Origin of the sequence: Pseudomonas sp. R1-7, assembly GCF_051132105.1 — a bacterium.
GTDB lineage: Bacteria > Pseudomonadota > Gammaproteobacteria > Pseudomonadales > Pseudomonadaceae > Aquipseudomonas.
In genome coordinates, this window is sequence record NZ_CP071661.1 from 2,654,136 (window position 1) to 2,678,300 (window position 24,165).

16 protein-coding genes are annotated in these 24,165 nt (G+C 59.8%); 2 read left to right on the plus strand and 14 right to left on the minus strand.

Features of this window, described 5'->3' with window-relative positions; genetic code table 11:
• Positions 1 to 5: 5 nt before the first annotated feature.
• The 11 genes from glgA to J3P79_RS12045 all read right to left on the minus strand — a co-directional run bounded on the left by glgA (position 6) and on the right by J3P79_RS12045 (position 14,480).
• On the minus strand, positions 6 to 1,577 hold the full coding sequence (gene glgA, locus J3P79_RS11995) for a glycogen synthase GlgA (protein ID WP_434610780.1): 1,572 nt from the start codon (positions 1,575 to 1,577) through the stop codon (positions 6 to 8).
• 551 nt (positions 1,578 to 2,128) lie between these two features.
• Positions 2,129 to 3,091, minus strand: coding sequence for a D-2-hydroxyacid dehydrogenase family protein (locus tag J3P79_RS12000; protein ID WP_434610782.1), 963 nt, complete (start codon positions 3,089 to 3,091; stop codon positions 2,129 to 2,131).
• A gap of 11 nt (positions 3,092 to 3,102) precedes the next feature.
• Positions 3,103 to 4,134: an alpha/beta fold hydrolase gene (locus J3P79_RS12005; RefSeq protein WP_434610784.1), complete on the minus strand. Its 1,032-nt coding sequence runs from the start codon at positions 4,132 to 4,134 to the stop codon at positions 3,103 to 3,105.
• Between the two features lie 86 nt (positions 4,135 to 4,220).
• Positions 4,221 to 4,655 carry a YqaA family protein gene (locus J3P79_RS12010; protein WP_434610787.1) on the minus strand — a complete coding sequence of 145 codons (435 nt, stop codon included), beginning with the start codon at positions 4,653 to 4,655 and terminating at the stop codon, positions 4,221 to 4,223.
• Complete coding sequence (locus J3P79_RS12015; protein ID WP_434610789.1) at positions 4,655 to 5,101, minus strand: DUF411 domain-containing protein; 447 nt, start codon at positions 5,099 to 5,101, stop codon at positions 4,655 to 4,657. The genes J3P79_RS12010 and J3P79_RS12015 overlap by 1 nt, the downstream gene beginning before the upstream one ends.
• A gap of 210 nt (positions 5,102 to 5,311) precedes the next feature.
• On the minus strand, positions 5,312 to 7,303 hold the full coding sequence (locus tag J3P79_RS12020) for a methyl-accepting chemotaxis protein (protein ID WP_434610791.1): 1,992 nt from the start codon (positions 7,301 to 7,303) through the stop codon (positions 5,312 to 5,314).
• A 105-nt stretch (positions 7,304 to 7,408) separates the two neighbouring features.
• On the minus strand, positions 7,409 to 8,353 hold the full coding sequence (locus tag J3P79_RS12025; protein ID WP_434610793.1) for a GNAT family N-acetyltransferase: 945 nt from the start codon (positions 8,351 to 8,353) through the stop codon (positions 7,409 to 7,411).
• A complete protein-coding gene (locus J3P79_RS12030; RefSeq protein ID WP_434610794.1) occupies positions 8,350 to 9,624 on the minus strand; it encodes a phenylacetate--CoA ligase family protein in 1,275 nt (424 codons plus the stop codon). The genes J3P79_RS12025 and J3P79_RS12030 overlap by 4 nt, the downstream gene beginning before the upstream one ends.
• Positions 9,625 to 9,678: 54 nt before the next feature.
• Positions 9,679 to 12,090, minus strand: coding sequence for an acyl-CoA reductase (locus J3P79_RS12035; RefSeq protein ID WP_434610796.1), 2,412 nt, complete (start codon positions 12,088 to 12,090; stop codon positions 9,679 to 9,681).
• Between the two features lies 1 nt (position 12,091).
• Positions 12,092 to 13,219 (minus strand): acyl-protein synthase, encoded by a 1,128-nt coding sequence (locus tag J3P79_RS12040; RefSeq protein ID WP_434610799.1) that lies wholly within the window; start codon positions 13,217 to 13,219, stop codon positions 12,092 to 12,094.
• A gap of 25 nt (positions 13,220 to 13,244) precedes the next feature.
• Positions 13,245 to 14,480 carry an MFS transporter gene (locus tag J3P79_RS12045; protein WP_434610802.1) on the minus strand — a complete coding sequence of 412 codons (1,236 nt, stop codon included), beginning with the start codon at positions 14,478 to 14,480 and terminating at the stop codon, positions 13,245 to 13,247.
• Between the two features lie 331 nt (positions 14,481 to 14,811).
• Here J3P79_RS12045 and J3P79_RS12050 point away from each other — a divergent pair, with 331 nt between their 5' ends.
• Positions 14,812 to 15,000, plus strand: a complete 189-nt coding sequence (locus J3P79_RS12050; RefSeq protein ID WP_030142732.1) for a hypothetical protein — start codon at positions 14,812 to 14,814, stop codon at positions 14,998 to 15,000.
• A gap of 7 nt (positions 15,001 to 15,007) precedes the next feature.
• Here J3P79_RS12050 and J3P79_RS12055 read toward each other — a convergent pair whose 3' ends face one another.
• Entirely contained in the window at positions 15,008 to 15,334 is a 327-nt protein-coding gene (locus J3P79_RS12055; protein WP_434611440.1) for a fe2+ zn2+ uptake regulation protein, read from the minus strand.
• Positions 15,335 to 15,685: 351 nt separating this feature from the next.
• Between J3P79_RS12055 and pvdQ the strand changes: the two genes are divergently transcribed.
• On the plus strand, positions 15,686 to 18,034 hold the full coding sequence (gene pvdQ, locus J3P79_RS12060; protein WP_434610805.1) for a bifunctional acylase PvdQ: 2,349 nt from the start codon (positions 15,686 to 15,688) through the stop codon (positions 18,032 to 18,034).
• Positions 18,035 to 18,079: 45 nt separating this feature from the next.
• On the opposite strand, the gene J3P79_RS12065 is transcribed toward pvdQ, so the two are convergent.
• Together J3P79_RS12065 and J3P79_RS12070 are read right to left on the minus strand one after the other, a co-directional pair.
• The gene (locus tag J3P79_RS12065; RefSeq protein WP_434610808.1) at positions 18,080 to 19,078 is read right to left on the minus strand and encodes a FecR family protein; all 999 of its coding nucleotides are present in this window, start codon (positions 19,076 to 19,078) and stop codon (positions 18,080 to 18,082) included.
• Between the two features lie 157 nt (positions 19,079 to 19,235).
• Positions 19,236 to 24,047, minus strand: a complete 4,812-nt coding sequence (locus J3P79_RS12070) for a dermonecrotic toxin domain-containing protein (RefSeq protein ID WP_434610811.1) — start codon at positions 24,045 to 24,047, stop codon at positions 19,236 to 19,238.
• Positions 24,048 to 24,165: the final 118 nt, after the last annotated feature.

The following is a 24,165-nucleotide window of genomic DNA, read 5'->3' on the forward strand; positions in this document are numbered from 1 at the left end:
TTACCTCATTGTCTGGCCGATTTTCCCAACGATTTAGCTACCAGTTGTTCGTAGAGTTCGGCGTAGGGCTCCACAGCCTTGCTCCAATTGAAGGGCGCCGACATTGCCCGGCAACGCATGGCATTGAGCAGTTCGGGGAATTCGAAGACCTTGAACGCGCGGCTCAGGGCCTCCTTGTAACTTTCGACGGTGGATTCGTTGAACAAGAATCCGGTAATGCCGTCTTCGATCGTGTCCGCAAGCCCGCCGGTGTTGCGGGCAACGGGCAGCGAGCCAAAGCGTTGCGCATACATCTGGCTCAAGCCACACGGCTCGTAGCGCGAAGGCATCAGCAGGAAATCGCTGCCGGCGAACATCCGCCGGGCGTCGGTTTCGTTGAAGCCGATGCGCACACCGATGCGTCCGGGAAAGCGCAGCGCCAGTTCGCGCATGGCTTGCTCTTCTTCCGGCTCGCCACGACCGATGATTGCGATTTGTCCGCCGGACTCGACGATGAACTCGGCAACGGCTTCGGTCAGGTCCAGGCCTTTCTGGTAGACCAGGCGCGACACTACGGCGAATAGCGGGCCGGTTGAATCATCCAGGCCGAACAGGTCGCGTACATGCGCGGCGTTGGCGGCCTTGCCGTCCCAATCGCCTATGGAAAACTGGCGCTGCAGGTGGGTGTCGGTGGCCGAGTCCCAGCTTTCGTCGATGCCGTTGGGGATGCCGCTGAGCAGCCCTTGCTGGGTCTTGGCGGCAAGGAACCCATCGAGGCCGCAACCGAACGCCGGCGTGGTGATTTCCTGGGCGTAGGTGGCGCTCACGGTGGTGATGTGGCTGGAATAGGCCATGCCAGCCTTCAGGAACGACAGCTTGCCGTAGAACTCCATGCCTTCCTGTTGCAGCGCATGCTCTGGAATACCCAGCTCAGGGCAGGACGCCAGGCTGACCACGCCCTGGTACGCCAGGTTGTGGATGGTGAACAGCGTGGGGGTGCGTTGGCCGCGCCAGTGCATATAGGCCGGCGCCAGCCCGGCTGGCCAGTCGTGTGCATGGACCAGGTCGGGGCACCAGTGAATCTGCGCCAGGTTGGCAGCGATGTCCGCAGCGGCGAGGCCCAGGCGGGCAAAGCGGATGTGGTTGTCGGGCCAGTCGCGGCCGTTGTTGGCGCCGTAGGGGGAACCTTCACGAGCGTAGAGTTCGGGACAGATCAGTACGTAGATCACCAAGCCGTCGGCCATGTCCATGCGACCGATCTTGCAAGGAGGAAGCGCCGCATGGCCACCCAGTTCGCCGATGATGTGGATAGGATTGCCGCTGTTCATGACTTGCGGGTAGCCGGGGATCAGTATCCGGACATCATGTAGCCCGGCCATGGCCCGAGGCAGCGCGGAAGAAACGTCGCCCAGGCCGCCGGTCTTCACCAGGTCGGCGATTTCCGATGTCACGAACAGGACTTTCTTGCGATTGGGGTTCTGTCGAACGACAGGGAGCAGTGCCTTGCCTCCGGTGGCCAACACCGGTGCCGTCGGCGATTCGGCCGCCGGCGGTAGTTGAGAACGGACTTGCTGTGGTTCCAAGGCAGCACTGATCATATATAACTCCTATTTCTCGATCTGTTTCCGGCAAGCGCCAGAGCTGTTGTTTCATTGGCCGAATCCTGCGGCCAGGCGCACAAGCGCTACGCAAGGAGAGCAAAGCGCTGCCCAATGCGGCGAAGCGAATCAGGTGAGGGGACCGTTGCAAGGAATGCTCCAGTCGTTGTTGCCCTTCCTCTAACCTGACCTGTCGCCGTTGCGAAAAGTTTCGACTTTTTTTCGTCCTGATGACCGGTCGGTTTCCCCCCCGGATCGGCAGTCTAGGTCAGAAGCTAGAGCGGTGCGGTTCGCTTCGTCGAATTGTCGGACAATCACGCTTTCTGTCGGCAATGTCTTACACGACGTGGGGGAATACGAGCCGACGAACTGCAGCTTGTTTGAAATGTTCAGGGTGTAAGGGAAGGGCGTCGGTTCATTCGCGTGCGCGGTTCAACAGCGGGGCGCACCATTACGGGGCGGGAAAATGGAGGCGTTTTGATGGCTCGTTTCGGAAGCATCCGTTGCCCAATGTGGGAGCAAGCTTGCTCCCACAGGGCACCAGGGGATTTTCAAACGGTCGGGGTCAACAACCGAATCGGCCTGCCAGCCGCCCAGGCGAGCAAGTCTTCGATCATCTGGCCATAGAACTGCTGGTAGTTCTGTCGGCTGACATAACCCACGTGGGGTGTCGCCAGGACGTTATGCAGGGTCCGAAACGGATGGGCGGCTGGCAGCGGCTCCTCGGCGAAGACATCCAGGGCGGCACCGGCCAGGCGCTTGTGCTCCAGGGCATCGATCAGCGCGGCTTCATCGACAATCGGCCCGCGAGCGGTGTTGATCAGCAGCGCGCCCGGTTTCATCCAGTCCAACGCCGGCGCGTCCACCAGGCCGCGGGTGCGGTCGCTGAGCACCAGGTGAACGGACAGAATGTCGGCCTGCTTGAACAACGCTTGTTTGTCGACGTAGGTCACGCCGGCCGCGGCGGCTCGTTCGACGGTCAGGTTCTCGCTCCAGGCGATGACTCGCATACCGAACACCTGGCCGAACTGCGCCACTCGCGTGCCAATGCTGCCGAGACCGAGGATCGCCAGCGTCTTGCCATGCAAGTCACCGCCCAGGCCCTGCTGCCACAGTCCGGCGCGCAACGCGTTGGCTTCCGGGACCAGGTTGCGCGTCAGCGCCATGATCAGCGCCCAAGTCAGTTCTGGCGCGGCGTGCTTGTAACTGTCGGTGCCACAGACCTGAATACCCAGCGCCGCGGCGGCCTTTAGATCGAGCGCAGCATTGCGCATGCCACCGGTCAGCAGAAGCTTGAGGTTGGGCAGGCGACGCAGCAGCGCTTCATCGAAGCGGGTCCGCTCGCGCATCACACAGATGACATCGAAGCCTTGCAGGCGCGAGACGAGGGTGTCTTGATCAGCGGGGTAGTCGTGGAGAAAGGTCACCTGGCCGACGCTGTCCAGCGGCGCCCAATCCACCACATCTTGCGCCACGCCTTGCCAATCATCGATGACTGCTATTTGCACCGCCATGGAACACCTCGTCAGGGAATAGGTTTGTCCAGCCAGCCGAGCAAGGCCTTGTGGAACCGATCCGGCTCTTCCATCTGGGGCGCATGCCCCAAGTTGGGGAACTCCACCAGCGTCGATCGGGGGATCAGTTGCGCGACCTGCTTGCCCAGCACGTCATAGCGGCCAAGTTTGGCTTTCACGGCGGGCGGGGCAATGTCGCTGCCGATGGCCGTGGTATCGGACGTGCCGATCAGCAGCAACGTTGGCGCCTTGAGGTCCTTGAACTCGTAATAGACCGGTTGGGTGAAGATCATGTCGTAGATCAGCGCCGAGTTCCATGCGACCTGTTGGTGACCCGGGCCCTTGTTCAATCCGGCCAGCATGTCCACCCAACGCTCGAACTCCGGTTTCCAGCGCCCGCCATAGTAGGTATTGCGTTCGTAGGTGCGGATGCCGTCGGCGCTGAGTTTCAGCTCGCGTTCATACCATTGGTCCACGCTGCGGTAGGGAACACCGAGGGCCTTCCAGTCTTCAAGGCCAATGGGATTGACCATCGCCAGGCGCTCGACTTGATCGGGAAACTGCAGCGCATAGCGGGTGGCAAGCATGCCGCCGGTGGAATGACCCAGCACGACGGCTTTCTGTACACCGAGGGCTTTGAGCAAGGCATTGGTGTTGTTCGCCAGTTGCTGGAAGCTGTACTGGTAGTGATCCGGCTTGCTTGAGGTGCAAAAACCGATCTGATCCGGGGCGATGACACGGTAGCCGGCCTCGCTGAGGGTCTTTATCGAGTCGCCCCAGGTCGCGGCACAGAAGTTCTTGCCGTGCATCAGCACGACGCTGCGACCGTTGGCCTTGCCTTGGGCGGGCACGTCCATATAGCCCATCTGCAATGCTTTGCCCTGGGACTGCAAGGAGAAGTGCTTGAGGGTGTAGGGATATTTGAAACCTTCGAGCTGAGGGCCATAGGCCGGGCCTTCGGGCGGGTTCTCGGCCTGGGCGAACAGCGGCAGGGCAGCGAGCAAGAACAGGCTGGTCTTCCAGCGGGTAGTCAAACACGGCATTGTCGAACTCCTTGAGGCAACTGGCCGATCCTGGAACGGCTGGATTATGGCGACATTAATCACAGGCAACCGAACCGTCGGAACGTTCAACCCATCCAGCCCAGGGTCGCGAGCACGAGCACGCCATAACGCAGACCCTTGGCGAGGGTGACGATCAGCAGGAAGCGTCGCCACGGTTCACCCATCACGCCCGCCACCAGCGTCAGGGGATCACCGATGATGGGCACCCAGCTCAGCAACAGCGACCAATAGCCATAGCGCTGGTAATGCTGGCGGGCCTTGTCCAGGTGGGACGGGCTGACGGGGAACCAGCGGCGGTCCTTGAACTGTTCCACGCGGGTCCCCAGCCACCAATTCACCAGTGAACCCAGCACGTTGCCAGAGGTGGCGACCCCCAGCAGAGCCCAGACCGCGTTGCGCTCGCTGAGCACCAGGCCGACCAGCAGCGCTTCCGATTGCAGCGGCAACAGGGTCGCTGCGCCAAACGCCGCCAGGAACAACCCGATGTAAGCCTCGGTCATCAGTGGGCTGGATAGTCCGCCACGACGGTTTGCGTGCCGTCCTTCTTCTGGCCGATCACTTGATAAGCGTCACTCATGCCGTCCATTTCCATGCCCGGCGAGCCCATTGGCATGCCTGGCGCCGCGATGCCAAGCAGGTCGTCGCGCTTGCTCAACGCCAGCACCTGGTCGGCCGGAACGTGGCCCTCGACGAACTTGCCGTTGAGCTCGGCGGTGTGGCAGGAACGCAGGTTCGGCGCCACGCCCAGGCGCTGCTTGACCGAACTCATGTCGGCTTCGACATGGTCGTTCACTTTGAAACCGTTGTCTTGCAGATGGGAGATCCATTTCTTGCAGCAGCCGCAGTTGGCATCGCGGTGCACATCAATGGTGACCGGCTCGGCGGCCTGGGCCAGGGCGGAGATGAAAACAGCGCTCAGGGCGAGCAGGTGCAGGGGATTGGCCATGGGAATCGGTCTCTTGGCGAACAGGATTGGAAGGGAGGATACCAGAGTATCTGCGGGGGCCTGACGGGAGGCTGAGGGGCGGATTACAGAATTGTCAGGTTGGCGAAGCAGCATCTGTGGGGGCGAGCTCACTCGCGATGGCGGCGGGTCAATCAATAGCGATACTGACTGACACACTACCGTCGCGAGCAAGGAGGGGGGCCAAGTCCTTCAACGAACCTTGAATCGCCCCATGATCGCGTTCACCCGACTGTTGGCTTCCAACAACTGCCGGGTGTTGTTCTCACTCGCCAAGCCGCTTTCCACCAGTTCTTCCACCATGTGGCGAATCTGCACCATGCTGCGGTTGATTTCCTCGGTCACCGCACTTTGCTGTTCGGCGGCGGTGGCGATCTGCGTGCTGAGGCTGTTGATCTGGCTGACGGAACCGGCCATTTCATCCAGGCCCGAATTCACCCGGGAGGTGGCGTCAGCGGCGGATTGGCAGCTGGCCTGGGTGTTTTCCATGGCCGCCACCGATGAGCTTACCCCTTGGGTCAGGCGGGTCAGCATTTCGTTGATTTCTGAGGTGCTGGCCTGGGTGCGGGCGGCGAGGGCACGGACTTCGTCGGCCACCACTGCAAAGCCACGGCCCTGTTCGCCGGCACGGGCGGCTTCGATGGCGGCGTTGAGGGCCAACAAATTGGTTTGCCCGGCAATGGCGCCAATGACGCCGAGGATCTCGGTGATGCGTTGCGCGTCCTGCTGCATGTTTTCCACTTTGCGCGTCGCGCTGGCGACTTCATCGATCAGCGCTACGACGCTGTTGGAAGCCTCACCGACCACGACTCGGGAACGATCGGCATGCTCGTTGGCTCGCTGGGTGAAGGCTGCCGTCTCCGCCGCGTTTTGCGCGACGCTTTCAGCCGTGGAACTCATCTCGGTGATGGCCGTCACGGTCTGGTCGGTTTCCGAGGCGTGACGCATGAGGATTTCGCTGGTATGGGCCGAAGTGCGCTGCAGGTTGTCCAGGCTCGAAGCCATGGCGCCGGTGGCCTGGGTGACGTCGCCAATCATGTCTTGCAGATAGGCGATGAACCGGTTGACCGAATGTCCGATGGCGCCCAGTTCGTCTTCGGCGCGGATGGTGATGCGTCGGGTCAGGTCGGCGTCGCCGGTGGACAGCGCATCGATGTTGCCCTTTAGAACTTTCATGCGGTGGGTCAGTTGGCGGATCGCATAAAGCTGCATCAGCACCAGCAGGATCACCATGGGAATCTGCAGCAGGCTCAGCGTGTTCAAAACGTCATCACGCTGGGCAGTGATCAGGCGGGTCGGCAGCGCAGTGGCGAGGAACCAGGGCGAGCCTTCGATGGGCCGCATGAAGAAGGTGCTGGCTTCACCGTTGTTGTCGAATTCGACGCGCTGCGGTTGGTCGCGGAGGGCCAGGCCGGCCTTGACCTGGGCGGCGAACGGCGAGCTTGCCGCCAGTTCACTGATGTTCTTGAGCACAATCGGGCCGCTGATCCGCGAGCTGTTGCTGATGATCTTGCCGTCGCCCTCGACGATCAGCATCTCGGCGCTCAGGTCGGCCTCCTTGCGTGCGATCAGGTCATTGAAAAAACCCAGGGTCACGTCAATGGTGGAGACGCCATAAGGCGCGCCGTTTTTCTGGATCGCCATGGCGCAGTTGGTGCGTGGCTCGGCGCTGGCGTCATCTTTGTAGGCTGCGGCCCAGGCGCATTTGCCGGGTGGCGTGGCCATGCCGCCCTTGTGCCAGGGCTGCTCGAAGTAGTTTGGTGCGGCATCGCTGTTCCAGAACGTGTTGACGATCAGCTTGCCAGAGGCATCGCGGTGCCAGAACGTACTGAACTTGCTGCGGCCTTCTGCGCGCTGGTTGGGCAACGGCCAGATCCCGCCGCCAAACACTTTCAGTTCGCCGTATTGATCGACCAGGCCCGGCAATACCTTGTCGATGGCATCGCTGTCGAGCAATGGAATGGTCTGGGTGATGCTGCGTTGCTGGGCCTGGACCTTGTTCAGTTCGCCTTGGATCTGCTCGGCGACCTCGGCAATTCGGTTCAACGCCACTTGTTCTTCGGTGTGGCGCAGCTTGGGCGCGACCAGGTAACTGATTCCGACCACAGTCAGGATGGACAACACCAGGATGAACAGAACCAGAAACAGCGTGTAGCGGGCCTGAATGGTGCGCAATGAGGGCATGGGGGTGTTCCTTGCTCGGAGGCGTCTTTCGGAAACAAATGGAATGAGCGTTCCAATTTGTGTCGGCTTCCTTGCCGGGAGCTTGAGCTCGGTGGGCCCCTTTCGTCAGGCGGCCGAGCTGGCCTGCGTGGCTTTCCAGGCTTGCGCGCTGGCCTGCCATTCATCATGAAGTCGTTGCATTGAGGTTGACTGCAGATCGAGTTCCTGCGGTTGTGAGACCCGGTGGAACAGCGCCTGCCAGCCTTGCGCGGTGTCGATTGGCATTATCCCTGTAAAGAAAAACCCGGCGCTCATCAGCAAACGGTGGTCTGTGGCAGTGTGTCGACCGAGGCCGAGCCGCACGGACAGCGGCCAATGCACCGGCAAGCTTTGCAGCTGCCGGACCAGGCAGGCGTCCATGCGCTCCGCCACGATGTCGATTCGTCCGGGTAGATGACTGATTCGTAGCGGTTGCAGTGCGGCAGGGTTGTCGTTGAGGCAGGTCCCGAACTTCAACGCCAGCGGGGCGATCAGCCATTGGTGGGAAGCAGGCCAATGGAGCTGCGGCAGCGGTCGAAGGTCGCCACCGACCACCTGGCAGCCGATCACAATGGTTTCGGCCTGGTCCGTTGCGAACGGCGAGGGCACGAAGTCGGGCAGCAAGCCGACGTCATGAAAACCCAACCGTTGCGCCAGCCTTTGGCTGTAGGGATGGCTCGTGACCTGCTTGATCGATAGCCGGCCGAGCCCGAGCGCAGCACTGCCGTCCACCAAGTGCTGGCCCAGTCGGGTAGCGATCTGTCTGCCCTGCAGGGCCGGATCCACTGCAACCAACGCCAGCTCAGCGTCTTGATTGGCGTGTCCCTGGCGGCACAGTGCGGCGTGACCGACCACGCGGTCGTCCATGACGGCGACCAACGAATGCCACTGCCCCAGCAAGTTGTGCTGGCAGATCATCTGCGGCATATAGACGTCAGGCGAGACGTAGTGATCGCCGTATACCCGGCGGAACAGCTCGCAGGTGCTGATGCTGTCCGTAGGCCTGAACGGCCTGATGACCAAATTGCTCATTCAGCGGCTCCGGTCGTGATCGGGCCATAGACCCGGCGATCGATCAGTTGCAGGTGCTTGCCGGATCGGGGATGGCGTTCCAGCGCCTGCGCGTGGCAGGCCTGCACGTCGATATGAAGCTGCTCAAGGCCGGGGTATTGCTCGATCAAAGCGGCTTTCAGCGCACGTGATCGTTCCTGGTCTGCGTTCCCCTGGGCATCGGGTACCCACTTGAGTAGCAAACGGTCATCGCCTTGCGCGTGCTCGATGATCAGTTGCCATTGCAGCCCACCGCCCACGCGCCGCGTAATATCACCAATTTCTTCGGGAAACAGCGACAACACGCCAACTCGCACGCGACGACTTTCCGAGCTGCGTCCCTGAAGGGCGAACTTGCGTTGCGGGGTGCCGGCAGGTTCGCACCAGCTGGCGCGGTCTCCCACTGGGTATCTGATGATTGGCATCAGGGTTCGGGTGAAGTTCGTCACCACCAGGTTCCCCGGTTGGCCGCATGCCTCGATCACCTGGCCGCTCAGCTCATCGATGATTTCAACCCGCGTCTGTTCATCGAACACCCGGTGCTCACCCAAGCCGCAGTCCGGCGTGCTGGCGCCCACCAGGCCAGCGTCGACGCTGGCGTATCCGATGGAAGCGAAGCGCGCGTTCGGGAAAACACGCTTGAGTGTCGGTAGCTGGCTTTCGAACAGGTTCTCGCCGCCAAACAGGACGCTGGTGATCTGCGGCAGCGTTCGCCCTCGGCTATCGACATGGCTGGCAAATGCCAACAGATGGGCAGGCACTCCTACCAGTACGTTGATATGGTGTTGGGTGGCGGCGTCGGCCAATACATCGAAGTCCACCGATCCGGTGAAGGGGAATTCGGTAATTGGGACATCTACGCGGCAAAGCGCTCCATGGATAAACAGGAAGCTCGCATACAAGTCCCCGGAAAAAAACAGATTGGCGATTCGATCCCCTGCGTATAGCTGTTCGGACAGGCTGCGACCAAAGCAATCAAGCATCGATTGCCATTCCGCATGCGTGTACACCGACAGTTTGCCTTGGCTGGTCGTCCCTCCGGTTTTCAGGATCAGGGCATCCTTTACTTCAGCGGTCAGTACGTGCCAGTTGTCCAGGTCGTGACTGCCCTTCCAGTATTCATTGACGTCGACGATCGGTAATTGGGCGAAGTCCGACCCCTGGGTGGGTAAGTGGCTGAATCGCTCATTATAGAAAATGGAATACGTGCGGATATGGCCAAGCCATTGCTCGTAAGAGAAAGAAATGCTCATCAGGGATTATCTCAAGGCTTAAAGGTCTGCGTATCGGAAAGCAACCGTGAACGACTAGCTGGTCATTCTGCGGTCAATAACCAGCGGGACTTTGCCGCTGTGTTTATTGCGGTCAAAACGTTCGGCCGGACAGTGCTGGACCTCCAGGACCAGCATCGCCGCATTCACGGACGTGCGTAGGGGGACGATTTCCAGCACGTTGCGTCGTACCGTTTCGGCGTCGCCGCCGGTACGAATCAGCAACCGCTCGCAACCGCCGTCTTCATGGTCGAGCACGATCTGGACGGCCGCTTGTGCCCGCTCGGCCAGCTCGCCGGTATTGATGAACTCCGTGGCAATGCGTATCAGCCGGCCGTGGCGTTCGCGCAGCTCGAACCTGGGCGATTCCAGGCCGCACGCGCAGGGGCCGGAAAGCCAGCGTCCAAGGTCGCCGACTTCATATCGTTGGAGGGGGCGCGCCTGGCGTATGCGGGAGGTGAACAGCAGGCGTCCGGTTTCCCCAGGGCCGACGGGCGCGTCCTGTTCGCCATGGACGATTTCCAAGTGCTGGATGCTCTCCATGAGGTGGAACACGCCGTCGTCGCTGGCGACGCAGGCATGGCCGAGCGGGCCTGCATCTACGGTGCCGTAGATGGCTGAGCGGATGCAGGTGACGCCGCATTCCTGGAACAACGTCCGGCTGTCTTGCCCCAGGTGTTCGCCACCCAGCATGATTTTCCGTACACCAGCGTAGGCTTGCAGTGTTGCGCGCTCGGAGGAAAAAAGTCGCTGCAAGGTACTGGGCATGCCGACCAGCGTGTTGATCCGGTGAGCAACGATCAACTGCGCGATTTCCTCGAAGTCATCGTCTGTCGGCGCGCTCATGGGGTAATGCACGACATTCATCTGTTCCAGGATCTTGCTGAAACTTAAAAAACCGCCGTACAGGCTGCCACCATAGAACAGGTTCATGACCCTATCCTGCGAAGGATCCAGGCCTGCCGCGCGCAGCCCGTCGGCGGCGGCGCGCATATGGCGATCGAAATCGCGATAACTGTAGGGAGACAGCGCCGGCACGCCGCTGCTGCCGCCTGAGCGGAAGAACAATTGCGCTTGAGGGGCCGCAGGCAACGCGAGGAATGCGGCTTTGTCCAGGATCGGCGTGGAGGCAGGGCAGGACAAGGCAGGCGCGGGTGCATCCAGCGTGACACGGTATCTCGCTGCGTCGGCATCAAGGCCGACCGATACCCGGCGACTCAATCGTTGCAATCCATATACTCCGTCATGGGGTTCGCCGTCATAGCCCTGCTGTATTTCGGCGGTGGAGGTGACCCGCGACACGCCGGCACTGATCAGGCGACGTGCTAACGCAGGGGTCCGCTCCGGCTCACAGACGAGGGCGCAGCTCTGCAGCACATTGCGCCATGGCAACAGGGTTTCAGCGAGCATCCCTTCGCGCACCGGCCGGAGCAGCACGGTGCGAAACAGCGGTGAGGGTTGCAGTTCGCGATGGTGTTCCCAGAGGACGCGCCAGCCATTACCGGCCCATACCTGGCCGGTTGCGCCCGCGAAACTGTGCTCCAGGCGGGCCAACGCCGTTCGGGTGGTAATTTCACAGGCTTCGGCTGTGGTGGTTTCCAGGGTGGGCCAGCGCCCGGTCCGGCGCTCGAACGCCGCAGCCAATGCGCTGCCTACTGTTTGCAGATGCGCGGGGTCATCGCTCTCCACCAGCAGCCATTGCGGGCTGGAACAGGCTTGTTGATCGAGCCGGCAAACTTCATCCACCAAGGCATCCAGTGCCTGCGCGGTTGCAGCGCACGGCGTGATATAGGCGAAGCTGATCCGATGGCCCCAATCAATCCAGCGGCAACCGCTTGGAATTTGCTCGCGCAGTGTCTTCAGTGCGGTTTCGCCACCCCAGGCGCTGACGCCCTGGGCCAATGCAAAGAGGCGGCCGGTCTCTTGCGTGGCGACCGGCAGTACCGCTAGATAGTCGCGCAATCGGCCACTCGGATCGCAATTCAAGAATGCCGCCAGCAGGCGCGCCGAAAGGTCGCCGTCGCGGCGGCTGGGACGCAACCAGTTCACGTTACCCGCCAGCAGGCCTTCCAGCACCGCGCAAAAGCCCAGCAGCGGTGAGTTGCCCGGCGTCACGTGCACCACCAGGCCCAGGGGCTGCCAGCTTTCGAAAGGGCCGTTGCAGTAGTCGATTCGCCGAAGCGAGCGCGGGTCGTCGCCGAGTTCCCGCTCCAGCTTGAGGCTCAAAGGTTGGCGTGCGCAAAACGCAATCAGGGCCTGGCGTTGTTCTTCGTCCAGCAGGGGGCACGCGTCAGCCGTGTGCAGCCACTGCACGAACGCCTCTGCGCAGTCCAGCACTTCCTCGCTGCGAGGCGGGGCATCCAGCAGGTCGGGGAGTTGTGCTTGCAGATGCTCGAGCGCGACGTCGAGCTTGAGCTCTGCGTTCAGTTGTCCGTTGATGAGGTACATATCAATTTTCCTTGATCAGTTCGGCGGCGGCCATGGCGCAGCTTCGGCTGGCACTGGTGCCGGCTCGGCCATGAAGCTCGAACCATTGGGTTTTCAAGCCGCAACCACAATTGGCCGGGTGCAGGGTCGCCAGGTCGCTCATCACCACTGCGTGGGCCGGGCTTGACGAGATGTATGGCGAGACGAATGACAGCAAGCCTGGCTCGCCGAACGGCTGCACGCTGAAGTCGCGAGGGTGCCGAATGAAGACTTTCGAATAGACCGGCACGTGGAATCGATGATGGGCGCATTCGATATAAGGCACCGCGTGCTCGACCGCACCGTAGCCGTCGCGGCAGCGATGGGCCCCGATGCCCAATTGCCGGGTAATGCGTTCGTAGACTTGGTGACGGGGGATTTCCTGGGCGGCCTGTTTTTTCCAGCCACCCCCCAGGAAGACCAGCGACCCAGGGGCGAGCGTCAGGTCTGGTACATCGGTTTCGCGCATCCGTTCAAGGACGTGCCACAGCAGCGCGGGGAAGCCGAAGATCCGCACAGGCAACCCTTCTTCGGCGAACGATTGCAAAGTGCTGATGGCGCCAAACACGTCGAACTCGTGGCCTTTTCCGCTGCGTCGCAGGGCATAGGCGACGCGATTGGCAGGCGCGAAGCGACACAAGAACTGATCGGTATAGGCGGTGCCGAGCCGATTGGCCGCTTCGGGTTCATGACTGAACAGAAGGTAGTTGCATGGCGTATCAGGCGTCGACCAGCCGTAGTGCTCGAAAATGTTCGCGACCATGCCTTGGGCCGCCGCCATGCTGCGGTCGTCATAGCGCATGCGACTTTTCTGGCCGCCGGTACCTGATGAGGTGAGTTCCAGCGCGTCCTCGGCACAGGGGCTCAGCAACATTCTCTGTTTGAAATAGCTGGCGTAGATGGGGGGGAGGCGCGACCAGTCGGTCAGGTGCTCCAAGTCATCGATCGAGAGCCCATTGGCATTGAGCCAGTGTTCGTAGCCGGGCGTATGGTGGCTATGGAACAGGCTTAGCTCAGCCATGGCCTTGTCGAAGAGCCCGGTGGGCACTGCGTCGCCGTCATACGGGTGTGGCAGCGCGCACAGGGCATCAGCGTGTGGAAAATGAATCATCAGGTATTCCTTTGGAACGGCGAATTCAAACGTTGGCCGAAGGCCGGGAGGTGAACAGGCGCAAGGCAACAAGACAGCCAAGGCCGGCGATGCCGACCATCAGCGCGAAGGATTCCAGGCTTGCTCCGGCACCCAGCAGCGCCAGCAGCGAGCCCGCAGCGCTCATGACCGCGATGGAAATCATCCCGACCATGGCCGACACCAGGCCTTTGCTGTCATCGCTGGCGAACAGGGCCAGTCGATACAGCGCGGCATTGCCCATGCCGAGCCCGATGGCGTACAGCGACAGGCCACTGACCAGAACCGGGAGGGAAAGCGTGAACCGACTGGCCGCGACCAGGGCGATCAGGCCGGCGCAGAACGGCCACAGGCTGTAATAGACCACCCGGCGCACACCGACCCGTTCCACCAGGGCATTGAGAATCAGATTGCCGAGGATGACCGCCGCGAAAACCGGAACCTGCCAAACCCCGTACGCCAATGGCGACAGGCCCTGCCCTTGGATCAATAGCAAGGGGGACAGCCCGATCCAGGCAATCAGCGGCAGGCTCATCAAGCCCAGCGCGACGCTGGCCGACATGAATCCGCCATGGCCCAGCAACGCGCCGTATCGCCTGATGAGCGAGCGCAGGTCCAACGCCTCGGCCCCAGGCGTTTCAGCAGCTGTGCGTGCCGCAGCGGCGGTTCGCGGCATGAACCCCCACAAGGCCAACCAGCTGAGCATTCCGAGAGCTGCCAGCAACATGAACAGCTCGCGCCACGACAGCCATTGCAGCAGCAGCCCGCCGGCCAAGGGGCCTAGCAGCGGCGAGAGCAGGGCGAGATTGCCCAGCATGGCCATGACCTTTACGGCGGCGGCTTCGGGGAATATTTCCTGGATGGCGGGATAGCTGACCGCGATCACGAAGCCGAGCCCCATCCCTTGGACTAGGCGCAATCCATTGAAGCCTTGCATGCTGCTGACTTGGGTTATTGCCACGCAAGCCAGCACGAATCCGGCGCACCCGACGAGCATGAAGGGGCGTCGGCCATGACGATCCGACAAGGGGCCGATCAGCCACGGCAACAGGACGCCGCCCAGCAGATAGAGATTGAACGCATAGGGGATCTGATCTGCGGACGCCTCGAGGTCCTGGGTCACCGTGAGCATGGCGGGCATGATCAGGTCGCTGGCCATGTAAGTGAGGAATTCGAAAAGGGCGATTGCCAGGCAGAAACCGGCCACGCGGACGGGGGAAAGAAGAGGGAGCTGATTTTGCATGGGTACCCAACGTTGGTTTTCAAAGAAGAAATCACTTCTTTTTCGAGAGTACGTTGGCGCTATCCAGGGTCGAAAGGCGTCTTCCCCTGTAATGGAGTGGGAAAACACGTTTGGGTTTGTAGGATGCTTTCTTCAGAGGAAGATTACGCAGGGAGAGGGTGAAAAATCTTGCAATGGGCAACGCCTTTTTTATTGATGACCTGCGGCCCAGTCGCGCGCGATGTTCGGGCGGTTGTAACATGGGCGCTGTCCACATCGCGCAGTGGCCCTGGCAAGACAGTGTCCGCAAAGCAGGTGAAAGGCAGAACGAATCCCTTCAGGAAGCTGGCAAATGACTCATTCGCAACGTTTGAAATACTCGATTCTGGTGGTTGTCGTGGTCTTGGCGATCATGCTCGGACTGTCTTGGATGCAAGGCAAGGGGATGATCAGCGAGCAGCTGTTTCAATACATCGCCATTGCCGTGGCGGTCATCGTCGTGGTGATCAACGGTGTGATGCGACGCAAGGTCAAGTCTTGAGCGCCGCTCACTCCTCGCTATTGAGCAGGGTCACGGCCTGGTGGTGCAAACTGTAGCTTTTATCCGGATTGAGCGTGACCACGCCTTCGCTGCACAGGCGCTTGAGGACCTCGCGCACGCTCAGGAAGGACAAGGGAATGTCCAGTCCCAGCAATTGGCTATGGACGCCGCGCACGCCCAGTCGACGGTTCTCATCGGCGGCCTTGAGCAAGGCGTCGATGACCTTCAGGCGAATCAGGCTCGTGCGCAGCCCATAACTCTTGAGCAGACGCTTGATCTGGTCATTGCCCCCGCGTTCAGCGGCCCCCTGGAATGCACGGTGGTTGGCTGTCATCGTGACACGGGCCGATCCTGGCTTGCCCTCCATGGGCGTTTGCGCGTTATGCATGTAAAGACTCCTTACCAGCCTGACAGAAAAGATCATCACAGTTCTCCTGTATAGGACGAACGAGAGCGGAAAATCATGAGGGGTTATGTGTGAAAAAAATGCCTGGCCGTCGTCAAACCCCGGTATCAGCGGCTCGCTGGGCGATTAATTTTTTTTCATCCGGTTCGTTCTCAAGGTAGGCACATCCGCGGTGAAGGGCGCCGCATGTGAATTTCCAGGCTGCGCCGGGTAGTCTCCAAGGGCGTACCGGCGACCGTCCTGGTTTTCAAAAGCTATCGATCAGGAGTGAGTGTGAGAATGTCCGGGCAGTTATCGAGGTTTTGCCTCGCCGGTGCCTTGCTGGGGGTGACCCTGGGCTTGAGTACCGTTGTCAGCGCACGAGGCGAGGCCGGGCAGGCCACTGCCGAAATTCGTCGCACCAGTTTTGGCGTGCCGCATATTCGCGCCCAGGATGAGCGGGGGTTGGGGTATGGCATTGGCTATGCGTACGCACAGGACAACCTGTGCCTGCTGGCCAACGAGATCGTGACGGTCAATGGCCAACGCTCGCGCTATTTCGGGCCGCAGCAGGTCACGGTCGAGCAGCGGGAGAACCGTGCCAGCGACCTGTTCTTTGCATGGCTCAATACGCCCCAGGCGGTCTCCGGTTTCTGGCAGGCGCAAACGCCCCAGGTCCAGCAACTGGTGGAAGGTTATGTGGCCGGTTACAACCGTGCGGTGGCTGAGCTCAAGGACAAAGGCCTGCCCGAACAATGCGCGGGTGAGTGGGTACGCCCGATCACCGCGCTGGACCTCGTCAAGCTGACCCGGCGCCTGCTGGTGGAGGGTGGCGTCGGTCAATTCGCCGAGGCCTTGGCCGGCGCGCAACCGCCCAAGGCGACAGCGCGTGCCGCTGGCTCGGAGTCCAGCTTCGCCATCGCGGCGGCCCGGCAGCAGCGCTTTGCCCTGGAGCGCGGAAGCAATGCACTGGCTATTGGCAGCGAGCGGTCTTTCAATGGACGCGGCATGCTGCTGGCGAATCCGCATTTCCCCTGGGTGGGCGGCATGCGTTTTTATCAAATGCACCTGACGATTCCCGGCAAGCTGGACGTGATGGGCGCGGCGTTGCCGGGCTTGCCGATGATCAACATCGGATTCAGCCAACATCTGGCCTGGACCCATACCGTTGATACGTCCAAGCACTTCACGCTGTATCGGATGCAACTGGACCCCAAGGATCCGACCCGCTATTTGGTCGATGGCAAGTCGGTTGCCATGACCCAACAAACGGTCACGGTGGACGTCAAGCAGGCGGATGGGCAGGTCAGGCCGGTTTCCCGGGTGGTCTACGGTTCGCAGTTCGGGCCGATCGTGCAATGGCCGGGAAAGTTGGACTGGGACAGTCGGTTCGCCTATAGCTTGCGCGATGCCAACCTGGAAAACGACCGGGTGCTGGCGCAGTGGTATGCAATGAATCGCGCCGTCACGCTCAAGGATCTGCAGGACGCCGTGCACCGCATCCAAGGAATCCCCTGGGTCAATACCTTGGCGGTGGATGACCAAGGGCAAAGCCTTTACATGAATGTGTCGGTGGTCCCCAACGTCGATGCCGGAAAGCTTGCCCGCTGCAGTGATCCGAAGGCTGGCCAGCGAATGATCGTGCTGGATGGATCGCGCAGTGAGTGTGAATGGAACCTGGACCCCAAGGCGGTGCAAAACGGCATCTATGCGGCGGATAAGCTCCCTCAGTTGTTGCGCCGCGATTATGTGCAGAACTCCAATGATTCGGCGTGGATGGTCAACCCGTCGCAGCCCTTGTCCGGCTATTCGCCAGTGATCAGCCAGCAGGATTTGCCACTGGGCTTGCGCGCGCGTTTTGCCTTGGATCGACTGGGCCAGCTTGCCAAGTCCGGGCCGGTGACCGTGACCGATTTGCAGAGCATGGTGATGGACGACCGGGTCTATCTGGCGGACCAGGTCATGCCGGACCTGCTGGCCTTTTGTTCTGGTCAGAAGGGCTCCGATGCATCGGACCTGATCGAGATATGCAGCCGCCTCAAGCGCTGGGATCGCACCGCAAGCCTGGACAGTGGGGTGGGGTTCGTCCATTTCCAGCACATCATGCAGGCGCTGCAGACCGTGCCCGGTGTCTGGCGCGTCGCGTTCGACCCGAAGGATCCGCAACATACCCCTCGCGGCCTGGCGACTGAAAATCCTCCGGTGGCCGAGGCGCTGCGCCAGGCGATGCGTGTTTCCCTGGAAAAGGTGATGGCTGCCGGATTACCGGCGAGCAGCCAATGGCGGGACGTGCAGGTCGCGAGTAGCGGCGACCATCGGATACCCATCCATGGAGGCCCCGCTGAGTTGGGCATCTATAACGCAATCCAGAGTGTGCCAGCCAAAAACGGCCAGCGCGAAGTGGTCAGCGGCACCAGTTACCTGCAAGTGGTGACGTTTGACGGCAACGGACCCAAGGCACAAGGGCTACTGGCGTTCTCCCTTTCCAGCGATCCCGCATCGCCTTATTCGGTGGATCAGACCCAGGCGTTCTCGAAGCGGCAGTGGAGCGTGCTGCCGTTCACCGAGCAGCAAATCAAGGCGGATCCACATTACCAGGCGATGACGATTCGTGAGGGGCAGCAGGCGGGAAGGGTGGCGACGCAATAATTGCAGGCGTCAAAAAGGCCACGTTCCCTGGGGAGCGTGGCCTCTTCAGTTTCGGGGCGCACGAGCGATGGCGTTCAATACCAGGTTGCCATCGCTGTTCTGCGTCAGATAAACCGGTAGTACCTTGGGCAGCGAAGGCACCAGGTTCTTTACTTCGTTGAGGTTGTAGATACCGCCGATGCGCAGCGTGCCGGTGGTATTGTCGGCCAGCATGACAGGGCGGTCGAGGTAGCGATTGATCAGTGGCAGCGCCTCGGACAGGGCCAGGTTGTCCAACACCAGTTTGCCGCTGCGCCATGCCAATGAACTGTCATCGAACGCGACATCACGAACCTGTGGCTGAAAATCGCCAGGCTTGTAGCTCGCTTGCATGCCGGGTGACAACTGCAAGCCACCTGCGTTGGAGGCCTGATGACTGGTCACCCACACGGAGCCCTCCAGCAACGTAACCCGCACCTGATCCTGGTACATCCAGACGTTGAAACGGGTCCCGGTGACGCGCACCTGGCCCTGGCCCGCCCGAACGACGAATGGGTGACTGCTGTCATGGCTGACGTCAAAAAACGCTTCGCCTTTTTTCAGCGTGACCCTGCGTTCGTTTTTGTAGTTGGCGAATACCAGTTCGCTGCCCAGGTTGAGCTCTACCTGGCTGCCGTCCTTCAAGGTGATGTGACGCACGCTCGTACCAGCCTCGAATCGCTGGTAGTCGTTGGCCAGCCATCCCATGTTCCAGCCGGTGAACGCGGCCAGGGGCAGGCCCAGCGCGAGCACCGTCGCCGCCACGGCCACCCGGCTCCAGCGGGACCGAGGGCGCAGGGCGGGGGCGGCAGGCATGGGCTCGACACGCGGCAAATGTTCGGCAACGCCCCAGATTTCCAGCATGGCTTCGTATTCAAACGCGTGCAGGGGATCGGCGTCGTGCCATTCTTTGAAAGCGAGCCGCTCGGTATCCGTGCAGTCATCGGCGTGCAGACGCATGCACCAATGCGCGGCCGCATCGGTGATGGTGTCGTATTCGGCTTCCGAGAGGGTACGTTCGGTCATTGGCGCTTCCTGATTTGCCACATTCTAACCTTTGGCAGCCATTGCCGAGAACAGCGATGATGGCATTTGTCCGGCAAAGGACCCGGTTTCCTCGACTGGAAAACGTTCGGACCGTGCTGCCGTGCCGTACCGTCGCATAACCGTCGTGAAAAAAAGATCAACGGGACGGTGGTGCTTCCAACTGCCTCCCCATTTCACAAATCAACAACGTAATGGAATCAGCGTTGCGGAGTATGACCTCGATGCGTTTGTCCGGCGAAATCGGATCCAGAAATGCATCTCGTGCTGCGTTCATGCTCTGTGCACCGGTTATCTTCAGGATTTCCCTGCAGGTCGCCTTCTCTACAGGTATGAATTCCAGGCTCTTGGAAGTGTTGTCCGCGCTGTCCCACTGGGTGAAGAGTTTTGCCTTCGGAGTCGTGAGCGACAGCCCGTGGGATTGCAGTTTCTCAAGTCTGTCGTATTCCTGTTTTCCTAAATGAGTCACCGTTGAAATCATGTCCAGGAACGGAAATGCCGCGTCCAGGTAGATGATGTCGAGCGTATTGAAATGTTGATGGGACAGCTCATGGATGAATGTCGCTCCCTGGGCATGAGCATCGACATTGAAGGAATTCGGTACGACGGTTTTAAACCAGTCCAAGCCTGGATCGAAGAAGAATTGCGTGAGATAGATCCTTCCCCGGGCGTTAGGGTCGATTACAAAAGCGGTTGCCCTGTCTTCCATATATCTCAGATCGCCCACGGCGACACGGTCGGCATTCTTCAATATCCACGACGGGTCGGCCAGTTCGGTGCATATCGGTGAAATGGCGGCCTCGATCTTGGCGAGCAGTCGACTGTCGACTTGGTTGACACCAAAAAATAGTCTGAGGAACCTGTCCAGCCGAGACCCTCGTATGACGCTTTGTTTAAGTTGACCGAGATTATGCAGCGCGTTGAACGAATAGAACCTCGCCGTCTCCAGCGCCTGGACGATGATGTTGGCGCGGTGGGGATATTTTCTGCGTATTTCAGTCATGCCCCGTGCTTCGATATTCAGCGACCCTCGCGCCTTGAGGTCGGTATAGGCAATGGCCAGTTTCGACGCTGACTTGCCAAAGCGAATGGTATGGCGCTTGGGATCAATTTCCCAAGCCTGACCATCGGACGAGCGTCGCAGCAGGGGGCCTTGATTGACCCCGTGAATGATGCGCCACGTGTCCGCGTACTTCGCAACCTCATAAACTTTTCCGGCCAGGGGCGCATAGAACCTGTTGCTTCCCAATGCTTGAAAAGTCCCGTCAGGCAGCTTCTTCAGGTTCGAAAGACTGACGTCCATGGTTTCGAAGATTTGCATATCGGTACGGGGCGCGGAGGTGCTGGCGATATTTTTCCATGCGGGCGCTGGCGCGACGCCGGGGGCAGTCGGTTCAATGGGGTCGAGCAGGCCGAATGTATCGTCGCGGTTCAGAAAACCGAGCGACACCATTTCCGCTGCGCCAGCAATGAAGTTGTGCAAACCCGCTTTCCAATCATGCGCCTGCAAGGCTTCGCTGGAGGCCTTGAAATCCTCGTAGCTTTCCCAAAGTGTTTCTACGAAGGTCACTTTCGCCGGCAACTCTTTGCCGATGAACCGGGCGCCGGTCTTGAGCACATGCACAACGGTCGACCAGTCGAAATGAGCACCTGCCTGGGTTCGGCTGTCGAGCATATTCGCCAGTAACGTTGCGTTGTCCTCGTACAGCGTGTCGAACGCGTTGGTGTTGATAGGATTGGATGCCAACCTCACTTCCGACAATTGTCCAAGTGTCGAAGCAAACAGGTTTTTGAAGGTGGCTTGCTGGTTATTCGGAAGTCGACGAATCAACATGTCTTGAAGCGTGCCGGGCGTGTTGAACGCGGCAACAATGCTTGCTTCATCCTTGAACTCGATCAATTGAGGACCGTCATGGTAGGGCGCATACAGGACATGAGTGCTTGCGTAAGTGCCGCTTGAACTGAAGAGGTAAAGTCCCAGCGCTTTGACCGCCGCGGCAGCGTCGGTTTTGATCAGCTCCAACGGGCGGATGATAGCCTTGGCATTCTTGACCAGTTGACGGGCAACGGCGTCTGGCATATCCAGCACTTGGCGGAGCAGGTCGAATGCAGGCGAGGAAAGATGCTGTTGCAGATACCGTGCATGGGCATATTGCAGCAGTTGCCAAGGCAGTTGTTGGCGAAAACGCCGTCTTCGCGCCTGGACAGCCTCGGTCGTCCCCATCAGGGCTTGCGTCAGGTTTTGTTTGTAGAGCGTGGTGATGTCCAGTGACGACAACATCTGCCTGACAGCCGTCTCGTCCAAGCCGTCCGGCAGCGGCTGTGTGGACGTTGAGGAAACCTTGAAGCTTTTGCTGGTGACATCAACGTGACGCAAGACAAAGTCGGTCAGCGAAAGCGTCGGGCCGACGACTGCCAGCGTTGGCGTAATCTGAACGGTCTCCGGATTGACTTTGCTTTGTGCAAAACGCTTATCCAGCAAGGTCTGCAGTTTATTGAGTACATGGGTCCGCAAAGGCTCGATCCCATCAAGATAGTCCTCGCCATTGCCCACGCTGTTTTTATATTGCTCAAGCAATTCGAGATGAAGGCGTTGTTCTTCAAGGGCGGCGGTGCCGAGCCAGGCGGGAAGTTTCTGTCGTAGTCTGTCGGACTGAGCGATTCTCGTGGCGTGACCAAGGTTGGTGGGCGCGCCTTTCTCAAGCAACGCGACAAGACTCTGCATCAATGCCTTTTCAGTCGGTTGCCAAATGCCTGCCTTCAACGTGTTTAGATAGCCATGCTCAGCCTCGTAGAGGTCCACGAATGAATTCATACGGTTCAAAAGCACGTTCTCCTCGATCAGTTCAAAGCCTTGGAGTTGATAACGGCCGTGGGGCTTGCGTTGAACGGAAGGAAGATTGGCGAGAATGCCAAAACGACTCCGGGAGTCGAGCAGGTATCCATTGAGTTGCCGGATGGCTACTTCGACGGACGCAAACGCCTGCAGACCCTGGGCGGGCGTCCAGAGGACAGCCATGCCGGAATAGGGCGTGTCCAGTCCGCCGCGCTCTGTCAGGAGAAAACAGTTGGCAAGGGGCATTTGAATCGTCGCGGTTTCATCGCTGTATTCGAGCCTTAACGCGTAGACGTCTGGCTGAAAACCTCTGACGCCTGGGCGTTGTGACCGGTCTGGGTATTCCACGTCATAGGTGAACACTGTCTTGATCAACTCATTGACGAGCGATGGCAGCGTCCCGTTGAGCTCCTTGAGCTCGGCCTCCGCACGTATGCCCAGCGAAAAGATATTGGTCAGTTCCTTCAGCAGTTGTCTCGGTCTGTTCCGCAGCGATGCTTTACCCGGGGTCGGCAGTTGGGTTAATAGCGTATCGAAGGTCTTCTCGATATCGGTGTAGCTCTTGCCTTTTCTTTCCAGCTGATCAGCCTTCAAGTTTGATGGGCGAAGCAAGCCATAGAAGGCGGGATGCGTCCCCCAATGCCCATCGGTGGGCTGATTCAATAGTTCTTTGCCAATGAAAGCGCGTATATCCAAGGCTTTATCGACGAGTGCATGGATGTCGACATCGCCCTGGCGTGACATATCAAGGGCGAAACGTAGATTGTTTTTTTGTTTCTGGATGATTGCATCAGCCAGGCACTCGGGAACAGGAAAGTCCACCGCTTTTCCGGAGAGCTGCGGATCGTCAAAGCGCAGGAAACGATTGCGCTCATCCAGATCAAGGAGGCTGTAGATCGCTTCTTTTCCAATGACTTGGCTGGATTTGTCCAAGATTGCATATTTGAAATCCCGGAATCCGTCGAGCTTTTGCAAGCCGTGCTCGGGCGTGTACAGATAGTGGCCTTTGCCGCTGATCATCAAGGAACCCGCCAGCTCGACGAAGCTTGGTTCATATTCCCAGAAGCGAATCGTTTCAATGTACAGCGGCGTGTTGTGTTGGCTGGAGGGGCTGAGTACTCGAAAAAGTTCATGACTTTCCGGGACAGTGAGCTGCTCTTTTTCTCTTTTGATCACGATGCTGGCCTGTAGCCCATCGTGAATGATTCGGGAAAGAAGTTCTCGTCGCGTCAGGTATAAGGAAGTTGCCGTTTGCGCCCAGAAATCTTCGATGCAACCCGTGATCGCAGGGACAAGCTTTGCGGCGGTACCGCGGATCAGGTCCTGCCATTGCTGCACTGAATAGGGTGAGTCGGGTGTACCGGGGAACGTAATGTAGCTGTAATGCCCAGCCGGCCAGCCCTGATTGTGAAAATAGATCAGAATCGCCTCTATAAGCGGGATGCTTTCGGTTACGCCGATGTCTTCTGCACCTTGCGAACGTGTCCCTTTGCCCAGTGCGACGCGGGCTTGCCTATAGTCGATGGTTGGATGCGTTTCCTTCAAAATGCGATCAAGCATGATCTTTAAGGAGGGCAATTGAATCAGCTCCTTCACCATGGTCAGGGCATTGAGATCCTGCGCAGATTCGATGGAGGCGTGTTGGGCCTGGATAATATCGCCATCGATTATCTGCCTGGTTTGGGCGATGTCAGCGGTGCTTTTCAGTTCGCTGCGCTGGGAAATCGACAGGAAGCTGTACAGGTCGTTGTGTTCGTTGTCTTGCCACATCCGTTCGATTTCGGCCTCGAGAGAGGCCCGGTTGTCGAACTTCCTGATACCCCCCATCGGTGTATAAATAAACGCCGGCTGGGTGTCCGACTCGCTGTTTTCCACGCGAGCGCTGAGGGCGAAGCAGCCGGCCAGCGCAATGGGCGTTTTTTTACCGGCTTGCAACATAATCGTTTCGGCAAACATCGTTGGTGTTTTCGCCGCGCGTTGCGCGTGGCTGGGGAGGGAGACGTGGCGCAACCAGTCGAGATCCGGCTGTGTCAGTCCATGGCCGGCGGTCAGTTGATCCAGGCGTTTTGCGGCTAATACCTGCGAGAACAGCAGAGGAGCGGGTTTGGTGGTCATGGTCGTTTCTCATTTGAGAGCGCCGCTTGAGGGCGCGAACTTCGAAAAACGGCAGGTTATGGCGCGGTGGGGCAGCGAGGGTGGTACATAGTTACCGCACCCTCAAGGCTCCATAAGT